We start from the raw sequence: 23,937 nt of genomic DNA on the forward strand, positions 1-23,937 counted from the left end.
GGGAAGCATGGCGGTGGGCACGGTGGACTGGTACGACTGGCAGGCAGGAGAGGGGCGGATCGTCCCTGACGACGGCGGGCCGGACGTACCGGTCGATCATCACGGCATCACCGCGACCGAGCCGGTCCCCCTGCACTCGGGACAGCGTGTGAGGTTCGACGTGCTCCCGGGCCCGACCGGGCTCGCGGCCGACAACGTGCGCGGGGTCTGCGCTGCCTGAGGCAGGCGACTCCCCCGCGAGAAGTTGCGGACCCGTGACGGCGTGAGACCGTGAAGGTTCCTGGTTGGGCCGACAGCCGGGCGTACTGCCGTCCGTGAGGAATCATGACGAGCTCGCCCCGCCGAACCCTTCGCCCTGAGGACCTGCGTCCACACACGGCGTCGCCGTGGCCCATTCCCGGCGCCGGCGACACCGCGACCCGGTGGTCGAGTCTCGCCGACCTCGCCGCGCGCGACCTCCCGCTCGTCAAGGTCGTCGAGCCCCACCACGATGCGGCGGCGATCCTGGCCGACCTCGGTGGACGACCGCCCCAGGACGACGAGATCTGGGGCGTCTGGGCGGCCGAACCGCCGTTCGCGGTGCTCACCGCGAGCCGCGACGGCGACCGCTGGACCCTGTCCGGGACCAAGGCCTTCTGCTCCGGCGCCTCCCTCGTGACCCACGCCCTCGTGACCGCCAGGACTGACGCCGGAAGCCGCCTGTTCGCCGTCGAGCTCACGGACGGCGTCCGAGCCGACGACACCGCGCCCCGCTGGTCGGGCGCCGGCATGGCGCGCGCCGACACGACGGCGCTCGCGTTCGACGCCGTCGCCGCCACCCCGGTCGGCGACGTCGGCGACTACGTGGACCGCCCCGGGTTCTGGCTGGGCGCGATCGGCATCGCGGCCTGCTGGCTCGGAGGTGCCACCGGAGTCGCCGCGACCCTCGAGAAGGTGGCGCCGCGGCTCGACCCGCACGGCCTCGCGCACCTGGGTGCCGTCCGCGCGGCGCTCGACACGGCGCAGCTGGCGATGACCGCCGCCGCCGACCTGGCCGACCGGGAGGACCTGACGACCGAACGGTCGGAACGACTGGCCCATGCGCTCCGCGCCCACGCCGCCGGGACGGTCGAGACCGTCGTCAGCCACGTGGGCCGTGCCCTCGGCCCGGGCCCCCTGGCGTTCGACGCGGCCCACGCTGAGCACGTGCAGGACCTGCAGGTCTTCGTCCGCCAGCACCACGCCGAGCGCGACCTCGAGCGGCTCGGGTCCCTGGGGGCTCCCGATGCCTGAGACCTGGAGCGACGTCCTGCACGACCTGCCCCTGGAGCGCCCTCATGACCCGGGCGGCTCGGTGCTCGTGCTGTCGGCCCACCCTGACGACGAGGTGCTCGCGGTCGGCGCCTGGCTGGCCTGCCAGGTCGAGCGACCCGTCACCTTCGTGACCGCGACGGACGGCGAGGCCTCCCACCCGGACAGCAGCTCCATCACCCCCGACGAGCTGAGGGAGCGGCGCCCGCGTGAGCTCCACGCCGCGCTGCGCCGCCTGGGCTTCGACGACCCGGACGTGCGCCGGCTGTGCCTGCCGGACGGGGGCCTGGACGACGCCCGACCGCAGCTGCGTGAGGCACTCGCGCCGCTGGTCGGCCCGGTCGACCTGGTGCTGGCCCCGTTCGAGCGCGACGGTCACCCGGACCACGACGCCCTCGGAGATGTCTCCCGCGAGCTCTGCGGGGACCACACGACCCTGTGGCGCTTCCCGATCTGGACGTGGGTGTGGAACCAGCCCGACGACGAGCCGTGGCTCGCCTCGGCACGACGGCTGCCCTCGGTGCCCGCCGCCGTCGACCTCAAGCGCCGCGCCCTGACCGCCTTCGAGACGCAGGTGGCCCCGGTCGGGACGAGCGGCGGCGACGGGGCGATCGTCGACGACGCGCTCCTGCACCACGCGACGACGGCCCCCGAGGTCGTGATCGTGTGACCGCGCCCGAGTACTTCACCGACATGTACGCACGCTCCGCGGATCCGTGGCACCTCGGCGAGCGCGAGTACGAGCACCGCAAGTACGGCATCACCGTCGCCAGCCTTCCGCACCGGAGCTACGGCCGCGCATTCGAGCCGGGGTGCTCGATCGGCCTGCTGACGGCGCTCCTGGCGCCGCGCTGCGACGAGCTGCTCGCCACCGACGCGGTCGCCGCGCCGCTCGAGCAGGCCCGGAGGACCGTGCCGGACCCTCACGTCAGGTTCGAGCAGGCGTCGCTGCCCCACGAGTGGCCGGACGGCGAGCTCGACCTCGTGGTGCTGTCGGAGGTGCTCTACTTCCTGTCGGCCGAGGCCCGCGCCCAGGTGCGGGCGCGCGTGCTCGAGGGGCTGAGCGCCGAGGGGCACCTCGTCGTCGTGCACTGGCGGCACCCCTTCGACGAGGCCGACTGCACAGGCGACGACGCCCATCGTGAGCTCGGCGACGAGCCGGGGCTCACCACGATCGTCAGCCACGTCGAGGACGACTTCCGACTGGAGGTGATGGGCCGTGCCTGAGCACGAGATCGACCACGTGGTGGTCGTCATTCCCGCGCGGGACGAGGAGGCGACGATCGCCGTCGCCGTCGACGCCGTCCGCACGGCCGCCGTGAACCTGCCGGCACCCGCGACGGTGGACGTGGTGGTGGTCGCGGACGCGTGCTCCGACCGGACGGTCGAGCTCGCCTCCGAGGCCGGTGCGCACGTCATCGTCTGCGACGAGGGCAACGTCGGAGCCGCGCGTGCCCTCGGGTGCGCCTGGGCCCTGGACCGCGCTCACGACGTCGGCGCGCTCTGGCTGGCCCTCACCGACGCCGACAGCATCGTGCCGGCCGACTGGCTGGCCCGGCACGTCGAGGAGGCACGGGCGGGGGCCGACGTCCTGCTCGGCACGGTCGAGCTCGAGGCCGCCGAGGCGCGCCGACACCCGCGATGGCTGCTCGGCTACCGGCGGCGCCGCACGGGCGCGGACCACGGGCACGTGCACGGGGCGAACCTCGGCGTGCGGGCCACGGCCTACCTGGCCGTGGGCGGCTTCCTCGACCTCCCGCTGCACGAGGACGTCGACCTGGTGACACGACTCCTGGCCGACGGAGCCACGCCGGCCTGGGTCGACGACGTCGCGGTGACGACGTCGGCCCGGCACCTGTCACGGGTCACCGGCGGGGTCGCGTCCGATCTCGCCGCCGGCGCCGACGTGGACACGGCGCCGGGGCGGATCGACGTGGCCTGAGCAGCTCGGCTCAGCAGGGGAACACTTCCCAGATACCGTCGGCGCGCTGTCGAAGGTCGAGGGACGTCGTGCCGGGTCCCGACATCGAAGCGGGCAGCCTGGCTTCCGCATGGTCGCCCTCGATGGTCACGTCGATGTCCGCGAGGTCGTGTTCGATCCAGCGAAGACCGGAAGCGATCGCGTCAGCAGCGGACTGCTGGCATTCGGCCGGCAGCAGCGGTTGGACACGCGCTACGTCCCCGCTGCCAACCGCCTGGACCCAGGCCGAAGCCACGGAGGCCACCATGGTTTCAGGCACCGCTGGCTCGTAGTACCCCGCAGTGGGACCGCTGACCGCGGGACGGCTTTGCTTGGCGTCCGTATCGCTCTCGCTGGCGCCGGCCCCCAGCCCGACCAGTGCGACGATCAGGACCGGCCCTAGCCTTCGAGCGGATTGGAGCAGTGACGGTCGTGGTCTTGGGTGTGGCGCCATGGGACTTTCCTGACCGGTCGAGGGTTGTGGGTTCGAAGGTTAGCCACGAGTTCCGACCAGTGTGACGATCGTCACTATTCTCCGTCTGACGGAGTGCCGCGTGCAACTCGGCCTACGCGCACCGAAACGGAGATCCACGATGAATCGACCGATCACTCGCCTCCTGCCGCACATCGCGCTTGCCGTTGTCCTCAGCGCCGCAGCCTCCCCGCCCGTCGACGCAGCAGAGCAGTCGGGATCACGCCCCACCACGGCGGTGGGGACGGAGGCCTCCGTCACACCTGAAGCCATGCAGCCGGAGCCGTTCTCCGATGAAGAGCTCGCGTGGGAGGAGATCCGTCCGATGGGCGATGCCATGTTCATCATCGAGACCGACTACGCCGCCGATTTTGCCTACGCCCACTTCGCGGGGACGACCGCGGTGATCGGATTCCGCGGCGCCGCGCCCGAGGAGGCCCTCACCATCTTGGAAGCTGCGTCGCAGGACTTCCGCGTGGAGGAGCACGTGACCTACACCTACACCGACTACCAGTTGGCCGCTGAGCGACTCGGTGAGGACATCAAGGAACGCGCCGATGCGGCGGGACTGACGCTCGACGCCCTCCTGACCGGACCGGCCCCTCAGGACGGTGCCGGCGTCATCTCGGCCACCGTCGTGTCCACGGACGGAGCGGACCTGAGCGCTCTCGGCGAGATCGCCAGGACCACGCCGGTCGCGGAACCGTTCAGGACCAACGTAGTAGAAGGCTCCGACCCGCCCGAGGATCTCCAGTACAACCGCCACGGTGGCACGTGGCTCGTGGATCCAACGGGGTTGGGAGCCTGCACGTCGTCCTTCGTGGCCAAGCAATCGTCCGGCCCCAGGCTCGGGGTGGTGACTGCGGGGCACTGTCCCAACAGTCTGCGTTACTACAACGACCTCATGGGAGCCTGATCCTGCACTCGCCGCCCGCGGCTAGCGGCAGGTGCGCGCGATCGCAGCGGCGCGCCTGACGCCGCAAGCCTCGTCCGAGTCGTGGTCGTGACCGTCGCGCTCCCGACGATCGAAGTCCAGTGTCGGCCGTCGCACTGCGACGGCTCAGAGCACGGGCAGCGGTGCCTTGCGTCGGCGCAGGCCGAGGACGATCGTGGCGACGACCAGCAGCACGATGCCGACGAGGGTGGCGCCGGCGACCTCGCCCGTGCCGTCCTCCTGGGCCGTCACGGAGATGCCGATCATGGCCCAGACGCCGGCGGCCGCGTAGGCCACCGACCCGTGGACGGCGGCGGTCACCCCCAGCAGCACCAGCACGGCCACACCGAGGACGACGACCTGCCAGGTGACGTCGCCCGCCTCGAACGCACCGAGGTCGACGAGCGCCGTCGAGACGTTGAGGAAGAACGCGGCCGTCACCCAGCCGGCGTACAGACCGACCGCGGCGCGGGTGAGCGTGCCGAGCCACGACCGCTCGAACGTCTCCTGCTCGACGGCCAGCACCGCGACCAGCGCCGCCCCGAACATGACGGTCAGGGCGGCGGCGGTGGCGATGCTGCTGTCGAGCCCGGCGAGCGCGATCCACGCCGTGCCCCCGAGGTACAGCACGACCTGAGCGACCTGTCGACGCTCCGAGCCGGTCGCCCCGGTCACGAGGGCGGCGACCGCCTGCACGATGGCCAGCGTGTAGATCACGCCCCAGATCGAGAACGCCCACCCGACCGGCGTGATGAGCAGGTCGGGCCCCGACCCGCCCCCGGGCGACGTGCCCGGGCCGGCGAGGGTCACGACGGGCGCGACCGCCTGCAGGACTGCCGTGACGAGCACGGCGACCGGCAGGAGCCGCGACTGCCGGGTGGGGGTCGCCGTCGCCGTCATCTCAGGCCTTGTCCTGCATGCTCGAGCGAGCCTCGTTGCCCTGCTCCCCGGCCTTCGGGTCGGTCTCGTCGGCCTTCTCACGCACACCCGACTCGATGGCTGCACCGACGTCGCCGTCGATGTTGCGCCAGTACTCGAACGCACGCTGCAGGATCGGCTCGCTGACGCCGTTCAGGAGGTGACCGACGACGTTGTCGACGAGTCGGCCCCGAGCGTCCTCGTCCATGACGTCGCGCACGAGGGTGCCGGCCTGGCTGAAGTCGTCGTCGTCCTCGCGCAGCGTGTACGCGGCGCGCACCATGTCACCATCGGCGGCCCAGCGTCCGCCATCGTCGGTGCGGGCCGGGTCGGCCGCGGGACCGCCGTAGGAGTTCGGCGCGTACAGCGGGTCCTTCGTGTTCTGCACGCGCATCGCGCCGGCCGTCGAGTAGCTGTGGACGGGCGAGGTCGGCGCGTTGACCGGGATCTGCTTGTAGTTGACCCCCAGGCGCGCGCGGTGGGCGTCGGCGTAGCTGAAGCCGCGAGCGAGCAGCATCTTGTCGGGCGAGAGGCCGGTGCCGGGCACGATGTTGTTCGGCTCGAAGGCGGCCTGCTCCATCTCGGTGTGATAGTCCTCGACGTTGCGGTTCAGCGTCAGCCGGCCGACCTCGTGCAGCGGGTAGTCGGCGTGCGGCCACACCTTGGTCAGGTCGAACGGGTTGAGCCGATAGGTCTTCGCGTCCTCGAACGGCATGACCTGCACGTGCAGCGTCCAGCGGGGGTGCTCGCCGGACTCGATGTGCTCGAACAGGTCGCGCTGGTGGTAGTCGGTGTCGGCGGAAGCCATCTGGTCGGCCTCGTCCTGCGTGAAGGTCTCGATGCCCTGGTCGGTCTTGAAGTGGTACTTGACCCAGGAGAGCTCACCGCCGGCGTTGATCCACGAGTAGGTGTGACTGGAGTAGCCGTTCATGTGGCGCCAGGTGCGCGGGATGCCGCGGTCGCCCATCAGCCAGGCGACCTGGTGCGAGGACTCGGGGCTGAGGGTCCAGAAGTCCCACTGCATGTCGTGGTCGCGCAGGTTGTTGTCGGCGCGACGCTTCTGGGAGCGGATGAAGTGCTGGAACTTCATGGGGTCCCGGATGAAGAACACGGGCGTGTTGTTGCCGACCATGTCCCAGTTGCCCTCGGACGTGAAGAACTTCAGCGAGAAGCCGCGCGGGTCGCGCCACGTGTCCGGGCTCCCGCGCTCGCCGGCGACGGTGGAGAACCGGGCGAGCACGTCGGTCTTCGTGCCGGGCGCGAACACGGCGGCGCGGGTCAGGGACGTGACGTCCTCGGTGACCTCGAACGTGCCGAAGGCGCCGCCACCCTTGGCGTGTGGCTGCCGCTCCGGGATGCGCTCCCGGTTGAAGTTGGCCATCTGCTCGATCAGGTAGTGGTCCTGCAGCAGCAGGGGGCCGTCCGGCCCCACGGTCAAGGAGTGCTCGTCGCTGGCGACGGGTGCACCGCCGTCGGTGGTGGTGGGACGCTGGCCCTGGTCAGTCATGTGAGCTCCTCGATCGACAAGTTTCTGTGGAGGAGTACCCACCTCTGGTGGGCGCACACGCGTCAGGTGCGGAGCGGCGGTTCGTGTTCTCGGGCCCGCTGCGCGTTTCTGCGGATGGTGCGGAGTCGCTCGCGGGTGGTGCGCCTGAGGGTGAGGTCGATGGGTCGGCCGTCGCGGGTGGTCATGGTGAACTGACCCCCACCAGTGGCTTCGACCTTCAAGAGACCTTGGTGAATCAACATGTGGCAGCACTCGCAGTAGCCGACGAGCTCATCAATGTTGGTCTTGCCGCCCTGGGACCACCAGTTCACGTGGTGGATCTCGAGGTGGGTGTTGGTGCAACCCGGCGCGGCGCACTGGCCGGCCTGCTTCGCGATGACCGCCTTGCGCTGGGCGGGGGTAGCGAGGCGGATGGTGTCGCCGACGTTGAGGATCTGGGCCTGCTCGACGTCCCCGCACGAGGTGAGGATGGGGGTCGATTCGCCGGTGCAGGTGATGTAGGACAGGAGCTTCGGCCCGATGGGCCCAAACCCCTGGAGCTCGGCCGAATCCCCGCCGGCCATCGTCTGGCTGGTCATGGCGTCGTGCAGGGTGTCGACCGGCACGATGACACTGACCTGGGGCCGGACGCCCTTGCTGGTCGGCAGACCCGACTCGAGGATCGCCGTCATCATCTTGTCGAGGGATGCGACGCGGCGTTCGGCGCTGGAGCGGTCGTCATTCTTGGTGACGGGGATGGAGAACGAGTCGAGCACGGCCTTGAACTTCGCGCCCGTCAGCGTGTTGAGGAAGCCCGTCAGGTGCCACCCGTCCGGAACGGGCGAGAGCTGGAAGTCTTCCTTGGCCATCCCCTTGATCCACGCCTCGTCCAGCTCGTCGGGATACACAGCCTCCCGAAGCTTGCGCACCACACGCCGCAGCTCGACCGGCTCGTTGGTCTTGGCGACGTCGAGCAGCCAGGGCTGGGCGTTGCTGATGATCTGCGGGCTGATGTGCTTCATCCCGAAGGTGAAGAGCTTGACGTGCTCCAGACGGATCTGGCCGGCCGTCGCGGCTTCGGCCACCAGCGGCAGGTCACGCATCGTCGCGTCGGCAGCGATGAGCGACTTGGTCTGCTTCGCATCCAGACGCAAGTGCAGACGCGACCAGGCAGTGATGGTGGAGGAGCCGTCGAGCTCGAACTCGGCGGTGCGGTCCATCTCGGCCAGGTGGTGCGCCTTCGCCGCGTCCAACGCGTCCTGAGCGACCTGGATGGCCCGCAGTGCGGTGCGGTGGTCGCCGGAGTTCAGGGCGTGCGCGGCTTCACGAAGCGCCTGCACCGTGACCGCTGAACTCATGATCTGATTCTACTCGAACAGGCGTTCGAGTACAAGGGTCGGATCGCGATAATTCGCTGCGGTTCCAGTCCGAACGGACGGTTAGGATCGACCTCTCACCCTTCAGGGCCCGGGGTGGCCGGGTGGTCCATGCCGCCTGTCCCGCACCTACGACGGAGCAGCATCCACCCGACGTCGGGCTTCGACTCCGGCGTCGGAGCAGAAGCCGAGTCCGGTCCGCTTCAGGCACAGCAGCCCCAGCAGGCGCCCGTCCTCCCCCACGACGGCCAGCCGACGCACTCCGTCGGCGACCATCCGCCGGCGCACCAGCTCCGCGTCGTCCGACGGCTCCACCGTGCGGCCCGCGAGCCGACCGAGGTCCGCCGCGCGGGCGCGATCGTCCGCGGAGCCCAGGTCGGACCGGAGGACGACCGCCGTCAGCACCCCGGTGTCGACGATGAGGTCTGCGTGCACGTGATCGTCGACGAAGAGGGCACGCGCCGCGGCCACGTCGGCATCCGGAGGCAGCAGGTACGGCTTGGAGACCAGGTGGTCGGCCACGGTCCCGCACACCGCGAGGTCGTCCGGTCGGTCGACGTCGTCCGTCGTGCCGGGAGCGACGTCGTGCGGCGTGACCACCAGGCGCGACAGGAGCGCCCGCATCGACGCCCCGTCGGCGTCGACCCCGGCGGCGGCTGCCCGCAGCGCGTCGACACGGAACCTCGCGGCGAGCGGCTGCAGCCGATCGCGGTCACGCAGCAGCACGGCGTCCGCACCGCCGCACGTCTCCAGCTCGGCGACCACGCGGTCGACCAGCGGCATGTCGCAGGCCAGCACGAGGACGTCCCGCGCGCCGCCCTGGCCGTTCAGCGCCGACAGTCCGGCGACCACCCCGGCGACCGGCCCGCCGCCCGCGGGACTCTCACGCGTCTGCAGCACCCCGGGCGGCAGGTCGTCGCGCGGCGGACCCACGACCACGACGGTGCCGGCGTGCTCGACCGCGGCGAGCGTGCGCTGCAGCAGCGTCGCCCCGCCCAGGACCACGTCCTGCTTCGGTCGTCCGAGCCGCCGCGACTGCCCGCCGGCCAGCACGATCGCGTCGAACGGCTCAAGGCTCATCAGGCGCCCTCGACCCGTTGCGGGTGCGTGTAGACGTTGAAGGAGCCGCGACGCGAGAACCCGACGAGCGTGATGCCGACCGAGTCGGCCAGGTCGACCGCGAGCGACGACGGTGCGCTGACCGCCGCGAGCACCGGGATCCCCGCCATCGCCGCCTTCTGGATGAGCTCGAAGGAGGCCCGGCCCGAGACCTGCAGCACGTGACCGCTCAGCGGCAGCGCGCCCCGGCGCACCGCGTCGCCCACGACCTTGTCGACGGCGTTGTGCCTCCCCACGTCCTCGCGGACGACCGCCGTCGCTCCCCCTGCGCCGAACAGGCCGGCGGCGTGCAGCCCACCCGTCGAGTCGAACACCGCTTGCGCCTCGCGCAGCCGGTCGGGCAGCGCCGCGATCGTCTCCGGCGAGACGCGGAGCTCGTCGCCGAGAACGTCGAAGCGCGACGTCGTGCGGACCGCGTCGATCGACGCCAGACCACAGACCCCGCACGAGCTGGTCGTGTAGACGTGGCGCTGACGGTCCATCGCGACGAGCGCTCCCGGACCCGCCACGGCGACGTCGACGACGTCGCCCTCCCCTCCCTCGAGGTCTCCTCCGCCGAGCACCTCGATCCCCGTCAGGTCCGCGGCCGAGCCGATGACACCCTCCGACACCAGGAACCCCGTGGCGAGGTCGAGGTCGTCACCCGGGGTGCGCATCGTGACGGCGTAGCCGCGCCCGTTGACCCGGATCTCCAGCGGCGCCTCGACGGCGACCTCGTCGTCGACGACCTCGGTCCCGGCGGCCGTGACGCGGCTCAGCGAGCGGTGCGTGACCGCCTCGCTCACGCCGGCCTCGGCTCGAGCCGGACGACGACGCTCTTGGAGGTCGGGGTGTTGCTGTGGATCGCGGTGGAGTCGAGCGGGACGAGCGGGTTGGTCTCCGGGTAGTACGCCGCCGCCGAGCCGCGCGGGGTGTCGTAGGCCACGACGCGGAACGCGGGCGCGACCCGGTGGTCGCCGTCGGACCACACCGAGCGGAGGTCGACCATCTGCCCGTCACGCAGGTCGAGCCCGGCGATGTCGTCGGGGTGCACGAAGACCACGCGTCGTCCGCCCTCGATGCCGCGGTAGCGGTCGGAGAACCCGTAGATCGTGGTGTTGTACTGGTCGTGGCTGCGCATCGTCTGCAGCAGCAGGTGCCCCTCGGGGACGTGCAGCACCTCGATGGGCGAGACGGCGAGCTCACCCCGACCGCTGGTCGTCACGAACGTGCGGGAGTCGCGCGGCGGGTGCGGCAGCACGAAGCCGCCCGGTCGCTCGGCCCGCCGGCTGTAGTCCTCGAATCCGGGGATGACGCGCGAGGCGTGGTCGCGCACGATGCCGTAGTCCTCGGCCATCTCGTCCCACCGGATGCCGTGCCGGTCGGAGCCGTCGGGGCCGCGCAGGGTCGCCGCCGCCAGACCGGCGACGATCGCGGTCTCGCTGCGCAGGTGCGGCGAGGCGGGCGCGAGGACACCGCGCGACGCGTGCACGGAGGACATCGAGTCCTCGACCGTCACGAACTGCTCGCCCGTGGCGCGCTCGTCGACCTCGGTGCGGCCGAGCGTGGGCAGGATCAACGCCGTGTCGCCCGTCACGAGGTGCGAGCGGTTGAGCTTGGTCGAGATCTGCACCGACAGGTCGGTGCGGCGCAGGGCCGCCGCGGTGACCGAGGTGTCGGGAGCCGCGTGCAGGAAGTTGCCGCCCAGCCCCACGAACACCCGCACCGTGCCGTCGCGCATCGCGCGGATGGTCTCGACGGTGTCGAGGCCGTGCTCGCGCGGAACGGCGAAGCCGAACTCCCGCTCCAGGGCGTCGAGCAGCGCCTCCGGGGGCTTCTCGAAGATGCCCATCGTGCGGTCGCCCTGGACGTTGGAGTGCCCGCGCACGGGGCACACCCCGGCGCCGCGCTTGCCGATGTCGCCTCGCACCAGGGCGAGGTTCACGACTTCCTTGATCGTCGCGACGGAGTTGCGGTGCTGCGTCAACCCCATGGCCCAGCAGTAGATCGTCGCGCTCGAGCCCCGGATCATCTCCGCGGCCTCGGTGATCTGCGCCCGGGTCAGGCCCGTGGCCTTCTCGACCGTGCTCCAGTCGACCGCCGCGACGTGCTCGGCCCAGGCCTCGTAGCCGGCCGTGTGGGACTCGACGAACTCGTGGTCGATCGCGTCCCACTCGACCAGGAGCGACCCGATCGCCTGGAACAGGGCCAGGTCGCCGTTGATCCGGACCGGGAGGAACAGGTCGGTCAGGTCGGTGCCGCGACCCACCACGCCTCGCGGCTTCTGCGGGTTCCGGAAGTTGACCAGCCCCGCCTCGCGCAGCGGGTTGATCGAGATGATCTTCGCGCCCCGACGCTTGGCCGTCTCCAGGGCCGACAGCATCCGCGGGTGGTTGGTGCCCGGGTTCTGGCCCGCGATCACGATGACCTCGGCATCGTAGAGGTCGCGCAGGCTGACCGAGCCCTTGCCGATGCCGATCGACTCGCCGAGCGCGACGCTGGTCGACTCGTGGCACATGTTCGAGCAGTCGGGCAGGTTGTTCGTGCCGAGAGCCCGCACGAACAGCTGGTACACGAACGCCGCCTCGTTCGATGCGCGACCGGACGTGTAGAACGTGGCCTGGTCCGGCGACTCGAGCCCGTTGAGGTGCTCCGCCACCAGCGCGTACGCGTCGTCCCAGTCGATCGGCTCGTAGTGCGTGCCGCCGGGGCGCTTGACCATCGGGTGCGTGATGCGCCCGGCCTGACCGAGCCAGTGCTCGTCGTGGGAGTCGAGGTCGGCGATCGAGTGCTCGGCGAAGAACTCGGGCGTCGCCCGGTCCGTCGTGCCCTCCTCGGCGACCGCCTTCGCGCCGTTCTCGCAGAACTCAGCGGTGTGACGGTGCTCCGGGTCGGGGTCGGGCCAGGCACAGCTCATGCAGTCGAAGCCGTCGGCCTGGTTGAGCTTCAGGAGCGCCTGCGTCGCGCGCGTCGGGCCCATGTGGCCGACGGCGCGCTGCATCGCGACCCGCACCCCGGTGACGCCGGCGGCGGCCGACTTCTGGTCGTGCACGTCCAGCTCGGTCTCGTCCTGCGTGCCGAAGAACTCCACCATGTCTCCACGGTCTCACGGCTTGGCACTTCCCGAGCGGGAGCGCTCGACGACCCCGCGGACCGCCGCGGCCACCCGCTCGTGGACGTCGGGGTGAAAGACGCTCGGGATGATGTAGTTCGGCCCGAGGTCGTCGCCCGTCACGGTGCCCGCGATCGCCTCGGCCGCGGCGACCAGCACGTCCATGTCGATGCCACGGCTCTGCGCGTCGAGCAGGCCCCGGAAGATGCCGGGGAACGCCAGCACGTTGTTGATCTGGTTCGGGTAGTCGGACCGACCGGTGGCCACCACGGCCGCGTGCTGACGCGCGAGGGCGGGATCGATCTCGGGGTCCGGGTTGGCGAGCGCGAACACGATCGCGTCGTCGGCCATGCCCTCGACGTCGGCCGCCCCGATGAGGTTCGGGGCCGAGACCCCGATGAACACGTCGGCTCCCGGCAGCGCGTCGCGCAGGCTGCCCTCGACCCGGGCCCGGTTCGTGTTCTCGGCGGTCCAGGCCAGCGAGGGGTCGAGACCGGCCCGGCCGGGGTGGATGATCCCGTCGATGTCGCAGACCACGACGTCGCGCGCCCCCGCGTGCACCAGGGTCTTGAGCACCGCGGTGCCGGCGGCACCCGCACCGGCCATGACGATGCGGGCGGAGCCGAGCTCCTTGCGCACGACGCGCAGCGCGTTCTCGAGCGCCGCGAGCACGACGATCGCCGTGCCGTGCTGGTCGTCGTGGAAGACCGGGATGTCGAGCCGCTCGCGCAGGCGTGCCTCGATCTCGAAGCAGCGCGGCGCCGAGATGTCCTCGAGGTTGATGCCGGCGAAGCCCGGCGAGATCGCGGCGACCGTCTCGATGATCTGCTCCGTGTCCTGCGTGTCGAGGCAGATGGGCCAGGCGTCGATGTCGGCGAACGACTTGAACAGCGCCGCCTTGCCCTCCATGACCGGCAGGGCCGCGTGCGGCCCGATGTTGCCGAGCCCGAGCACGGCTGACCCGTCGGTCACGACCGCGACGCTGTTGCGCTTGATCGTGAGGCGGCGGGCGTCCTCCTTGTCGCGGGCGATGGCCTGCGAGATCCGCGCGACGCCCGGCGTGTAGATCATCGACAGGTCGTCGCGGTTGCGCAGCGGGTGCTTCGTGGCGACCTCGATCACACCGCCGAGGTGCATCAGGAACGTCCGGTCGGAGACCTTCTTGACCGTCACGTCGCCCATCGCGACCAGCGCCGCGACGATCGCGTCGGCGTGGTCGGTGTCGGACGTCGCCGCCGTCAGGTCGATCCGCAGGTGCTCGACCCCCGACGGCACGACGTCGAGCGCGGTGACCAGGCCACCGGCCTGCTCGACCGTGGCGGTCAGGCCGCCGACGGCTGAGCCACCCGCCGGCACCTCGAGCCTCACGGTGATCGAGTGCGACACGCTCGGGGCGCGCGCGGGGACGGCAGCCTCGGGCGGCGCGACGGTCTCAGGAGGGGTGGTCGGGGTCTCGTTCTGGTCGCTCACCCCTCGATCCCACGCTGCCGCGCCTCCCGTGTCCACCCCTACCCGCGGGTCACCTCGGAATCGGACGATTCACACGCGGTATCGGCGACGCTGGCGAACTCCCGTCTACGGTTCGGTCACCACAATCCGCGTTGGGAGCGACACTCGATGGACCTGGCCGAGACTCGCCGCGTGCTCGGCGACTTCGCCACCCGCCCGGTCAACGCCGTCGCCAACCTGGCCTCCATCCTCGGCCTCGTGCTGACCGTCCTCGCGACGATCGGCTGGAACTCCGCAGCCATCCCGATCGTCTACCTCTGCGCCCTGTCCTCTTTCCTGATCGTCAGGTACGTGCGACAGGAACGATGGTCCCGGTACTCCGAGGCCGCTCTCGTCATGGATCGCGCTCACCGCCGCCTCAAGGAGGTGACGGACTCCGTGGTCTTCGGCGGGGTGCGCCTGGAAGACGCTCTTCACGGCCTGCACGACAGCCTTTCCGCGTTCGCCGAGGCGTTCACCCTCGTCACGGGTTCCAACTGTCGGGCGTCGATCAAGGAGATCTACGCCGAGGCCAAGGACGCGGGCACCGCTGCCGGGTCGACCGACCTGCGGTCCGAGCTCTTCGCGGCAACGGTGTCGCGCAGCGACCGTGACGAGGTCCGCCGGATCGCGGAGGAGCGACCGGACCTCGTGCGCGAGAACAGCGACTTCGAGCTCGTGGTCGCGAACCGCGACGCCTTCCACAGCAACGACCTGCCGCGGCTGTGGTTGAACCGGGAGTACCGCAACTCCCACTGGCCCGACTCGCTCCGCAGCTCCGGCAAGTTCCCGTACACCGCGGCGATCGTGTGGCCGATCGAGGCCGACCGCGTCACGTCCGTCCGCAGTCCGATCTCGAACGAGAACGTGATCGCGGTGCTGTGCGTGGACACCAGACGGCGCGGAGCGTTCCGTCCGCGCGTCGACGTTCCCTTCGGCATGGCGTACGCGCATGCCTTGTACGCTCTGCTCTACTTCGACCGATCCTGAGGACACCATGCGTGACACCGACGAGATGACCAGCGCCATCCTGAAGGTCGAGCCCACCAGCGCCCGATGGGCCGACGTCACCGTCCGCACCAAGACGGGCGAGGAGTCGGTCATCAAGGTCCGGCGCGGCTCCCGCATGACCGGGCGACCGAAGCCTGCTGCTCGCTAGCCGGCCGGCCTCAGCCGTTCGTGAGCTGCCGTCCGCGGACGACGGCCAGGCCGCCGAGCAGGATCAGCAGCACCGCGATCGCGGCGATCCACCCGTCCGGGCCGCCGGTGCTCGGCAGCTCGAGCACCGCGTCGTCCGACGCCGTGGCGACGTCCGCGCCCCCGGCCTGGCCGTCGACGGTCGCGACGTTCGTGATCGTCGAGCCCGGCGCTGCCGTCACGTCGGTCACGACCGTGAGCGTCAACGAGGTGCCGACCGGGACGACCGCCGGGTAGGTGCACGTGACCTCCCCTGCGGCCTCGCCGCAGGTCCAGCCCGTGCCGCCCGCCGACCGGAATGTCAGCCCCGCGGGCAGGTCGTCGGTGACCACGACCGGGGCGAAGGTCGGTGTCGGCCCCGTGTTCACCACCGTCAGCGACCACGTGGCCGTGCGGTCGACGAGCGAGGTCAGCGACTTGTCGATCGTGAGCGCCGCCCGGCCACCGACCGGATCGGTCGTGGTCGAGCCGTTGCCGCCCGTGACCCCGTTGTCCTCCGACGGCGACGAGACCGTCGCGCTGTTGGTGGCGGTCGGGTAGGCCTGCGGCCCCACGGCCACGGTGAGCTCGATCGTCGTCGAGGCGCCGACAGCCAGGGGATCGTCCGAGAGGCACACCACGACCTCGTCGTCATCGGCCTCGCAGTCCCAGCCGCTGCCCTCGGCCGCCACGTAGGACAGGCCCGCGGGCAGGGCGTCGACCACGGTGATCGGGCCCGGGTCGGCCGTCGGTCCGGCGTTCGACACGGACAGGAGGTAGGTGGCCTGCGCCCCGACCTGCAGCGTGCCCTGGAGCTCCTTGACCAGGGTCAGGTCGCTCAGCGCCGGCACGGCGACGGTGTCGGTGTCGGAGTTGTCGTCGGTGTCACGGTCGGGCTCCGTGGAGCCGACGGTGGCCGTGTTGTCGATGCTCGGGTACGCGCCCGGCTCCACCACCACGGTCATCGAGACCACGGCGGCGTCGGTCTGCGGGGCGAGCGGGTCGTCCAACGTGCAGTCGACGGTGTCGTCGTCGCACGTCCAGCCGAGTCCGGAGACCGAGCCCGGCACCAGCGTCAGGCCCGCGGGAAGGACGTCCTGCAGACGCACGCCGGTGGCCGTCGAGGGGCCGTCGTTGCGCACGGCGAAGGTGAACGTGAGGTCGCTGCCGACCCGCACCCGACCCGTGTGGCTCTTGACGACCGAGAGGTCCACCGAGCCGGCGGGCGTCACCGTCGCGGTGTCCTCGGCGCCGTCGGGGTCCGTCGTCCCGGACGTCGCGGAGGCCTCGTTGACCAGCGCGTCACCCGTCGAGTCCGACGCCAGCAGCACGGTGATCGAGAGCAGGGGCGCCGCCGCGGTCGCGACGATCCCGGCGTCGTCGTCCAGCACGCAGACGACCTGCTGACCGGTCGGGCCGGCCGTCCCCGGCGTGCAGGTCCACGGACCGGCGGAACCCACGTACGTCATGCCGGCCGGGAGGTCGTCGGTGACCGTGACCGGCCCGGCCGCGTCCGACGGACCCGTGTTGCTGACCTGGAGGTCGAACGTCAGCTGCTCGCCGGCCACCGGGGTCTGGTCGGGGGCGACCGTCTTGGCCAGCTCGAGGTCCGCCGAGGCCGTCACGGCCACCGAGTCCTCCCCGGAGTTGTTCGTCGTCGACACCTCGGTCGTGACGGTGGCGACGGTGGCCGTGTTCAGGATCGTGGATCCGGGAGCGACTCCGCTGCCGACCGTCGTCACGACGGTGAGCGTGGGCGCGGCGCCGGGGGCGAGCGTCGGGCGCGAGCAGGTGAAGGAGCCCGGACCCGGGTCGGGGCAGGTCCAGCCCGTGCCGGAGACCGACACCAGCGAGAGACCGGCCGGCAGCGTGTCGGTGACCGTCACGCTGTCCGCGTCGGACGGGCCGGCGTTGGTGACCACGACGTCCCACGTGACCGGCGCACCGGCATCGACGGACGCCACGCGCGCCTGCTTGGTGACGGTCAGGTCGACCCGGTCGACGACGTCGGTCGGGTCGAGCGCCACGTTGTTGCCGGGGGTCGGATCGGTGTTCTGGCCGTCGACCTGGACCCGGTTCGTCAGCGTCGAGGGACCCGCGTCGGACGCCACCGTGAAGGTGAGGTCCAGCGACGTCGAGTCGCCGCTCGTCAGGCCGTCGGTGCGGGCACACAGCACGGTTCCGGCGTCGGCCCCGGTGCCGGCCTCGCAGCTCCAGCCGTCGTCGCCGGGACCGTCGTCCGGGCCGCCGGTGAACGTCAGCCCCGCCGGGACGGTGTCCACGACCTCGAGCGGTCCCGGCTCGTCGGACGGTCCGTCGTTCGTGACCTCCACGGTGTAGGTGACGTCACCGCCGGCCACGACCTCGCCGGTGTGGGACTTCTCGATCGTCAGGTCGGACCGCTGGTCCGGGGTGTTGCTGTCGGTGTCGTCGTCGCCGGTCGGGTCCTCCGTGGCCGTCACCGACGCCGTGTTCTCGATGTCGCCCGTGTACCCGGAGGCGACCCGCACCCGCAGGTCGAGCTCCCAGGCCTCGTCGGCGCCGACACCCAGCTCGTCCGGTCGCTCGCACGTGACGGTCTGGCCGGCCGCCGAGCACGTGGCGTCGCTGCCCGTCCCCACGAAGGTGAGGTAGGTCGGGAGGACGTCCGTGATCGTCACGTCGGTCGCGGTCGAGGGGCCACTGTTCGTGACGGTCAGGCGGTAGGTGCCCTCTGCGCCGGAGACGAGCGGGTCGTCACCCGCCAGTGCCTTCTCGATCGACAGGACCGCGGTGCGGTCCGGCGTCGTGGTGACCGTCGAGGAGTCGTTGTCGGCGTTGGGGTCGTCCGGCGCGTCGACCGTGGCCGTGTTCACGACGTCGGCGGTGCGGTCGGCCGGGACGGCGACCTTCACCGTGACCTCGAAGCCACCGCCGAGCGGGAGCCCGTCGGCGAACGTGCAGGTCAGCACGCCGCCGGCCGGCGCCGGGCAGCTCAGTCCGGTCGGACCTGTCGCGCTGACGAAGGTCGTGCCGCTGGGCAGGGTGTCGGTCACGACGACCGGTCCCGCCGAGGCCGAGGGCCCGAGGTTCGTGACCGCGAGCGTGTAGGTCGCGGTCTCGCCGGCGACGAGTGCACCCGTGAGCGACTTGACCATCCGGACGTCGGCCTGGACGTCCACGGCCTCGTCGACCGACGACGTGTTGTCGCTGGTGTCCGGGTCGTGGGTGCGCGCCGTGACGGTCGCGGCGTTCGTGATCACCGCGTCGGCGGCGACCGTCGAGGCGACCGTGCCGGTCAGCGTGACGACCGGGAGCGTCTGGTTCTTCGTGACCGGACCCGGATGCGTGCAGGTGGCGGAGCCGGCGCTGATGCTGCAGCTCCAGCCCGTGCCGCCTGCCGTGACACCGGAGAGCTGCGCGGCCGGCGGCAGGGTGTCGGTCACGGTGACCGGCCCCACCGCTGCGTCGGGTCCGCCGTTGGCGACGGTCAGCGTCCAGCTGAAGGACGTGCCGGCCACGGGATCGCCCACACCCGCCTTGACGACCGAGAGGTCGGCGCTGTGGATCTGGGCGGAGGCCGACGCCGCGGGTCCGGCGTAGCTGCCGGACTGGTTCGCGGTCGCACCGGTCGCGTCCTCCGCGAGGACCGACACGGTGTTCGTGTGGTCGACGCGGGTGCCGTCGGGCGCGGTCACGCCCGGCGTCTCGAGCGCGTCCGCGCTCGGCACCGCCGCGTAGGAGACGACGATCGTCGCGCCGACGGGGAGGCCGGCCGGGGCCAGGTCGTTCCACGCCAGCGTGGCGGGGTCGGCACCGTCGTCGGTCGGCACGAGCACCGCCCCGGTGAGCGGCACGCCGGCGACCGAGATCTGGGCGCTGCCGTCCTGGAAGCTCCAGCCCTCGGGCAGCACGTCCGTCAGGTCGACGTCGAAGGCCGGAGCCGTGCCGTCGTTGACGGCCGTGATGGTGAACGACGTCGGATTACCGGCATACGCGACCGGGTCGGCCACGCTCTTGGAGACCACGACGTGCGGGAAGCGCGGGGTCACGGTCGCGGTGGCCGTCGGCACGGGGTCACCGGCCTCCGGGTACGTGCGCCCACCCGTCGCCAGGCTCTCCCACGAGGTCACCTGGACCGTGTTGGTGCGAGCGGCCGTGTCGATCATGCTGCTCGCCGCGAGGCTCGCGCCGTACGTGAACGTCTGCGTGGCGCCGACGGCCATCGGCGAGGGCACCGTCCAGGTGATCGTCCGCTGCAGGGGGTCGTAGGCGCCGCCGGACGCGACGAGCGTCGCGGTGTCGACGACGATGCCGAACGGCACGCGGTCGACGACCTGCACGTCGTGCGCCGGGGCCCGGTTCGGTCCGGTCTGGTTCGTCACGGTCACGGAGTACGTGAAGGGGGCGTCGCCCGGCGCGGGACTGGGGTTGCTGACCGTCTTCGCGACGCCGAGCTGCGGCTCCAGCACCGTCGTGGTGACGGTGTTCGAGGCGACCGGGGGCCGGTCGCTCGTCGCCGTGACCGAGGTCGGGTCGGTCTTGTTCGTGTAGTTCCACGCCACGCTGGCGGTGTTGGCGACGGCCGTGCCGGCCTGGTTGGACGCCACGTCGGCGATCTTCGCGGTGAAGGTCACGACGACCGTGCGGACGCGCGTCTGGCTGGTCAGGTCGCCGAGGAACCACCCGACCGTGCGGTCCGAGGACGTCAGCGGCGTGCTGCCGACCGTCGGCGTCGCGCACGCGGTCTGATCGGGGTAGCGGCAGACGACCGAGACGGTCTGGAGCGAGCCGACGTCGAGGCCGGCCGGGAGCGTGTCGAGGACCCGGGCGTCGTAGAAGTTGATGTTGGCCGCGAACGGCACGGTCACCGTGTAGGTCACGGTGTCGCCGACGGCCTTCGCCTCGCTGCCGGGAGCCAGTGCCTTGACGGGCGTCGCACCGGGCACCGTCACGGTGGCGTTCGCGCTCGTGGTGATGACGCGCTCGACGGTGGTGTCGTTGACGTCGTTCGGAAGGGTGCTGCCGGTCAGCGCAGCACGGTTCACGTAGGCCTGGTTGCCGGCCGCGGCCGCCGAGACGGTCGCGAGGTAGGTGATCGAGCGGTTGCCGGGCGGCAGGTCTCCGATCGTCCACACGAGCTTGGTGCCGGTCCCGGTGGCGCATCCAGACGTGTCGGCGGCGATGGCCAGGCCCGGGGGGAGCGTCGCAGGATCGACCGTGAGCCCGGTCGGCACGCAGTCGACGACGCTGGTGTCGTGCAGGACCGGTCGCCCGGCGGTGTTGAAGGCCGTCAGCGTGTACGTGACCGCCTGACCGGCGACGGGTGCGGCGACGCTCGCCGCCTTGGCGAGCGACGGGCTCGGCTGCACGATCGTCGTCAGGACCGACGCCGACTGCGGCGTGACGGCCGGGCTGAGGATCGACGGGCCGCTGGTGCTCGTGACGGTCGCGGTGTTGGTGCGGGCCTGGTTGTGGGACGCGTAACCGACCTGCACCCGGGCGGTGACGGTGAAGACGAAGGTCTGGTCGAGAGAGGTCGCGTTCGTGTAGGTCGTCGGGAACGTGAGCCGGACGACCGCCGCGCTGGACGTCAGCGTGGTCCCGGGGGGCGTCGCGGTGGTCGTCGCGGCCGACACGAACGTCAGGTTCGCCGGGAGGGGATCGGTGACCGCGCCGTTGTAGAGGGTGGTCCCCGCCTTCACGGTGGTGGAGACGGTGTAGGTGACGGTCTCGCCGGGCACCGCCTGCGCGGCACTGTTGCCGGTCTCGTTCAGCGAGGTCACGGCGGTCTTGCTGACGGTCGCCGCCGGCAGCGAGATCGCGGCGGTGTCGGACGCGGCGGTCGTGTCGACCGCGGACGCCGGCACGGCCCGGTCCACGTTCGAGGCCGGGAAGTGCGGCGCGGTGCCGCCGGTGTTGGTCGGCGTCACGTACGTGCGCACGGCTGCCGTGTTCGTGTGGGTGACGCCCTGGCTCGTGCTCACCGGCACGAGGACGTCGTACTCCAGACGGAGGCGGTTGGCGGCACCCTGCTCGAGCGGGGCGATGGTCACCGGGACGGTCCAGCGCACGACGGAGCTGGTGGCCGCACCCGTCACGTCCGGGTGCCCGGCCTGGCCCGGGTTGGTGCACACCACGGTGGGCGTGACCGTCCCGGACGGACTGGTGGCGGTGTACGACCCCGCGACGACGTCACCGCAGCGCAGCGGCTGCGGCAGGACGTCCCAGACCTCGGGGTCGCGGACGCCGATCGCGTTGCCGACGGCGGCCGTGCCCCCATTGGTGACGTCCACCGAGTAGCGGACGACGGTGCCGTGGCGGACCTCCTCGAGGTCCTTCGGGGTCGTCGGGGTCGGCGTGACGGTGCGGACCTGCTTGACGACCGCGACGGGCGGCGGCGGGGGCAGCACGAAGTCGACCTGGTCGCGCGAGGACACGGCGCGGCCCTGGCGGTCGACCCACCGCAGCTTCGCGAGGTTGCCGGGCATGTCGACCGAGGGCGACGTGTCGTTCGCGACGACGCCCGAGAGCGTCACCTCGAAGACCTCGCCGGGCTGCACGTAGCGGTGGGCACCGACGGTCGTGCCGAGCTGGAACGTGACCGAGTCGGCCGCCTCGGCGACGACGATCTCGGCCGGGGTCAGGGTCGACGCAGCGGTCGGGGTGACCGACCCGGTCTCGTAGGTCACGCCGTCGGGCAGGAAGTCGGTCAGCACGGCGTCGCGCGTGGAGGAGCCCGCCGGGAAGGCGACCCGCAGGCGGAAGCAGACGCGGTCGCCCTCACGGAACGACCGCTGCCCGTCGGTCAGCGCGCCCGGGCCGGAGCTGTTGCCGTACGTCGCGGAGCCGCACGCGGCCGGGTCGGCGTAGGCGCCGATGGTCTTGTCGAGCACGGGCGCGCCGGAGCCGAGGGTGTGCTCGGAGGCGTCGGCGACCGTGACGGGGCCCGTCGGGCCGGGTGGCAGCTGGGCGGGCAGCGTCGAGGTCACGCCGGTCAGCGAGACGGAGTTCTTGTAGGCGTCGCCGGCCGAGGTCGGCTCGGAGTCGGCGGCGTAGCCGTCGCGCATGCCGGCGCGGTAGACGACGTCGGTGACCTGGTTGGCGCCGAGGCTGATCGGGGCGAACACGACCGTGAACCCGGCGGCACCGTTGTCGGTGACCGACGCGAAGGCGACGGACGGCGCGAGCCCCGCGCCCGGGGCGCACGCCGGAGCGCCGGGCGCCGGGGTGTGGTTCGTGGTCGCGTCGAGCGGGCAGAGCCCGTCCTGCATCTGGTCGGTCAGCACGACGTCGGCGGCGCTGGCGTACTCGCCCGTGCGCACGCGCAGCGTGTAGGTCACCCGCTGGCCGTCGACGAAGGTGCCCCGGTCGGCGATCTTCTGGACCGCGAGGTCCTCGATCGACACGGTGTGGGTCGTGGCCGCCGAGACCAGCACGTTCGTCTGGCCCGCGAGGGTCGTTCCCTGGAACAGGCCCTCGGCCCGCACCCGGTTGACGGCGGAGGTCTCGCTCGACCCCTCGCGCGTCGGCGCACCCGTGTTGTTGTCGAGGTTCGCCGTGGAGACGAACGCGGCCGGGTTCGCTGGCATCACGTTGGACCGCATCGGCACGCCGGCGCGGTAGAGGATCTGGACGCTCTGGCCGGGCGCCAGGGTGCCGACGTTCCACTGCACGCGGGTGTAGACGCCCGCCGGGTACCCGGTCGGCAGGTCGCTGTCGACCGTCGTGACCGACGCCGGCGACGCGCAGCTCGGCACGTCCTGGGTCGAGACGTCGAGGCGCGGCGCACCGGGGTACTCGACGGCGCTCGAGCTGTCGGTCGTGCCGCAGCCGAGGAACTCCAGGCTCGCCGGCAGGTGGTCGGTGACCGTCACGGCGTTCGTGGGGTGGATGCCGTTGTTCGTGACGGTCAGCGTGTAGACCGTGTCGTGGTCGTGCACGCCGCGGAGCAGCTCGCCCTCGGGGCTCGGCTCGGACTTCGTGACCTGGATCGCGGTGACGGAGGTCGAGGCGTCGTCGGTCGCTCCCGCGGAGTACGTGGACGCACGGGGCTGCCCGATCGACGGTCCACTCGTCTCGAAGCGGGGCATCGTGCGGGGGTTCTCGTGGGTGTACGCGCCGGCCGTGTTGAGCAGGGTGTCGCCGACGGGACGAGCCTGGGGGCCGGTGCCGGCGACGGACGCCTTGAAGGTCAGGGCCTGGGTCTGGTCGACCGCCAGGTCGGCCACGTTCTGCCAGACGAGCACCTGGCCGCCGGTCACGGGATCGGTCAGGACGACGGGCTCACCGAAGGCGGCGGGCGAGGTCGACCCGCCGACGTAGGTGACGCCGAGGGGCAGCACGTCGCGGAAGCCGAGGTTGTACTGCGGGACGGCGCCCGGCGCGGAGGGGTTGCTCGCGGTCAGCGTGTACGACACCTGGCCGCCCTGGAGGACCGACTCGTCGGCGGACTTCGAGAACGTGATCGAGCCCGCGGCCTGCGTCGGGCTCGTGAGCACGGCGACCACGCCCGAGGCGACGAACAGCGTCGAGATCCCGAGCGCGACGGCTCGCCACGCGCCCCGGCGCGTCCGGACAGCACGATGCGTGCGGGCAGCACGATGTGCTGCCGAATGGCGTGACGCCATGATTCCCTCCTGCTGCCC

At 71.7% G+C, this 23,937-nt stretch carries 17 protein-coding genes; 8 read left to right on the top strand and 9 right to left on the bottom strand.

Annotation, left to right across the window (positions count from 1 at the left end):
- Window positions 1-7 precede the first annotated feature (7 nt).
- The 5 genes from LO931_RS05875 to LO931_RS05895 all read left to right on the top strand — a co-directional run bounded on the left by LO931_RS05875 (window position 8) and on the right by LO931_RS05895 (window position 3,232).
- Window positions 8-220, top strand: coding sequence for a cold-shock protein (locus LO931_RS05875; RefSeq protein WP_229052347.1), 213 nt, complete (start codon window positions 8-10; stop codon window positions 218-220).
- A 104-nt stretch (window positions 221-324) separates the two neighbouring features.
- Window positions 325-1,272 carry an acyl-CoA dehydrogenase gene (locus LO931_RS05880; RefSeq protein ID WP_229052348.1) on the top strand — a complete coding sequence of 316 codons (948 nt, stop codon included), beginning with the start codon at window positions 325-327 and terminating at the stop codon, window positions 1,270-1,272.
- Window positions 1,265-1,960, top strand: a complete 696-nt coding sequence (locus LO931_RS05885; RefSeq protein ID WP_229052349.1) for a PIG-L deacetylase family protein — start codon at window positions 1,265-1,267, stop codon at window positions 1,958-1,960. The genes LO931_RS05880 and LO931_RS05885 overlap by 8 nt, the downstream gene beginning before the upstream one ends.
- Window positions 1,957-2,517 (top strand): trans-aconitate 2-methyltransferase, encoded by a 561-nt coding sequence (locus LO931_RS05890; RefSeq protein WP_229052350.1) that lies wholly within the window; start codon window positions 1,957-1,959, stop codon window positions 2,515-2,517. The genes LO931_RS05885 and LO931_RS05890 overlap by 4 nt, the downstream gene beginning before the upstream one ends.
- Complete coding sequence (locus tag LO931_RS05895) at window positions 2,510-3,232, top strand: glycosyltransferase (protein ID WP_229052351.1); 723 nt, start codon at window positions 2,510-2,512, stop codon at window positions 3,230-3,232. Before LO931_RS05890 ends, LO931_RS05895 begins: the two co-directional genes overlap by 8 nt.
- A gap of 10 nt (window positions 3,233-3,242) precedes the next feature.
- Here the strand turns inward: LO931_RS05895 and LO931_RS05900 are convergent, their stop codons facing one another.
- Window positions 3,243-3,530, bottom strand: coding sequence for a hypothetical protein (locus tag LO931_RS05900; protein WP_229052352.1), 288 nt, complete (start codon window positions 3,528-3,530; stop codon window positions 3,243-3,245).
- Between the two features lie 313 nt (window positions 3,531-3,843).
- On the opposite strand from LO931_RS05900, the gene LO931_RS05905 reads away from it, so the two are divergent.
- A complete protein-coding gene (locus LO931_RS05905) occupies window positions 3,844-4,638 on the top strand; it encodes a S1 family peptidase (RefSeq protein ID WP_229052353.1) in 795 nt (264 codons plus the stop codon).
- A 144-nt stretch (window positions 4,639-4,782) separates the two neighbouring features.
- Here the strand turns inward: LO931_RS05905 and LO931_RS05910 are convergent, their stop codons facing one another.
- The 7 genes from LO931_RS05910 to LO931_RS05940 form a co-directional block, all read right to left on the bottom strand.
- A complete protein-coding gene (locus LO931_RS05910) occupies window positions 4,783-5,556 on the bottom strand; it encodes a hypothetical protein (RefSeq protein ID WP_229052354.1) in 774 nt (257 codons plus the stop codon).
- A gap of 1 nt (window position 5,557) precedes the next feature.
- Window positions 5,558-7,081, bottom strand: a complete 1,524-nt coding sequence (locus LO931_RS05915; RefSeq protein WP_229052355.1) for a catalase — start codon at window positions 7,079-7,081, stop codon at window positions 5,558-5,560.
- A gap of 62 nt (window positions 7,082-7,143) precedes the next feature.
- The gene (locus LO931_RS05920; RefSeq protein WP_229052356.1) at window positions 7,144-8,418 is read right to left on the bottom strand and encodes an HNH endonuclease signature motif containing protein; all 1,275 of its coding nucleotides are present in this window, start codon (window positions 8,416-8,418) and stop codon (window positions 7,144-7,146) included.
- A gap of 147 nt (window positions 8,419-8,565) precedes the next feature.
- Complete coding sequence (locus LO931_RS05925; protein ID WP_229052357.1) at window positions 8,566-9,516, bottom strand: NTP transferase domain-containing protein; 951 nt, start codon at window positions 9,514-9,516, stop codon at window positions 8,566-8,568.
- Window positions 9,516-10,340, bottom strand: coding sequence for a formate dehydrogenase accessory sulfurtransferase FdhD (fdhD, locus tag LO931_RS05930; protein ID WP_229052358.1), 825 nt, complete (start codon window positions 10,338-10,340; stop codon window positions 9,516-9,518). Before fdhD ends, LO931_RS05925 begins: the two co-directional genes overlap by 1 nt.
- Window positions 10,337-12,628 carry an FdhF/YdeP family oxidoreductase gene (locus tag LO931_RS05935; RefSeq protein WP_229052359.1) on the bottom strand — a complete coding sequence of 764 codons (2,292 nt, stop codon included), beginning with the start codon at window positions 12,626-12,628 and terminating at the stop codon, window positions 10,337-10,339. The genes fdhD and LO931_RS05935 overlap by 4 nt, the downstream gene beginning before the upstream one ends.
- A 12-nt stretch (window positions 12,629-12,640) precedes the next feature.
- Window positions 12,641-14,032, bottom strand: coding sequence for an NAD-dependent malic enzyme (locus LO931_RS05940; protein ID WP_370636096.1), 1,392 nt, complete (start codon window positions 14,030-14,032; stop codon window positions 12,641-12,643).
- Between the two features lie 231 nt (window positions 14,033-14,263).
- Between LO931_RS05940 and LO931_RS05945 the strand changes: the two genes are divergently transcribed.
- The gene (locus LO931_RS05945) at window positions 14,264-15,124 is read left to right on the top strand and encodes a hypothetical protein (RefSeq protein WP_229052360.1); all 861 of its coding nucleotides are present in this window, start codon (window positions 14,264-14,266) and stop codon (window positions 15,122-15,124) included.
- A gap of 7 nt (window positions 15,125-15,131) precedes the next feature.
- Complete coding sequence (locus LO931_RS05950; protein ID WP_229052361.1) at window positions 15,132-15,293, top strand: hypothetical protein; 162 nt, start codon at window positions 15,132-15,134, stop codon at window positions 15,291-15,293.
- 10 nt (window positions 15,294-15,303) lie between these two features.
- Here the strand turns inward: LO931_RS05950 and LO931_RS05955 are convergent, their stop codons facing one another.
- Window positions 15,304-23,919, bottom strand: coding sequence for an isopeptide-forming domain-containing fimbrial protein (locus LO931_RS05955; protein ID WP_229052362.1), 8,616 nt, complete (start codon window positions 23,917-23,919; stop codon window positions 15,304-15,306).
- Between the last annotated feature and the right edge of the window lie 18 nt (window positions 23,920-23,937).

It is taken from the genome of Aeromicrobium sp. Leaf350, assembly GCF_916858655.1.
GTDB lineage: Bacteria > Actinomycetota > Actinomycetes > Propionibacteriales > Nocardioidaceae > Aeromicrobium.

Bases quoted from the DNA above. Each gene is read 5' to 3' on its own strand.
- LO931_RS05880 (WP_229052348.1), top strand. From the start codon at position 325: ATGACGAGCTCGCCCCGCCGAACCCTTCGCCCTGAGGACCTGCGTCCA.
- LO931_RS05885 (WP_229052349.1), top strand. From the start codon at position 1,265: ATGCCTGAGACCTGGAGCGACGTCCTGCACGACCTGCCCCTGGAGCGC.
- LO931_RS05935 (WP_229052359.1), bottom strand. From the start codon at position 12,628: ATGGTGGAGTTCTTCGGCACGCAGGACGAGACCGAGCTGGACGTGCAC.
- LO931_RS05875 (WP_229052347.1), top strand. From the start codon at position 8: ATGGCGGTGGGCACGGTGGACTGGTACGACTGGCAGGCAGGAGAGGGG.
- LO931_RS05955 (WP_229052362.1), bottom strand. From the start codon at position 23,919: ATGGCGTCACGCCATTCGGCAGCACATCGTGCTGCCCGCACGCATCGT.
- LO931_RS05925 (WP_229052357.1), bottom strand. From the start codon at position 9,516: ATGAGCCTTGAGCCGTTCGACGCGATCGTGCTGGCCGGCGGGCAGTCG.
- LO931_RS05920 (WP_229052356.1), bottom strand. From the start codon at position 8,418: ATGAGTTCAGCGGTCACGGTGCAGGCGCTTCGTGAAGCCGCGCACGCC.
- LO931_RS05950 (WP_229052361.1), top strand. From the start codon at position 15,132: ATGCGTGACACCGACGAGATGACCAGCGCCATCCTGAAGGTCGAGCCC.
- LO931_RS05945 (WP_229052360.1), top strand. From the start codon at position 14,264: ATGGACCTGGCCGAGACTCGCCGCGTGCTCGGCGACTTCGCCACCCGC.
- LO931_RS05915 (WP_229052355.1), bottom strand. From the start codon at position 7,081: ATGACTGACCAGGGCCAGCGTCCCACCACCACCGACGGCGGTGCACCC.
- LO931_RS05910 (WP_229052354.1), bottom strand. From the start codon at position 5,556: ATGACGGCGACGGCGACCCCCACCCGGCAGTCGCGGCTCCTGCCGGTC.
- LO931_RS05905 (WP_229052353.1), top strand. From the start codon at position 3,844: ATGAATCGACCGATCACTCGCCTCCTGCCGCACATCGCGCTTGCCGTT.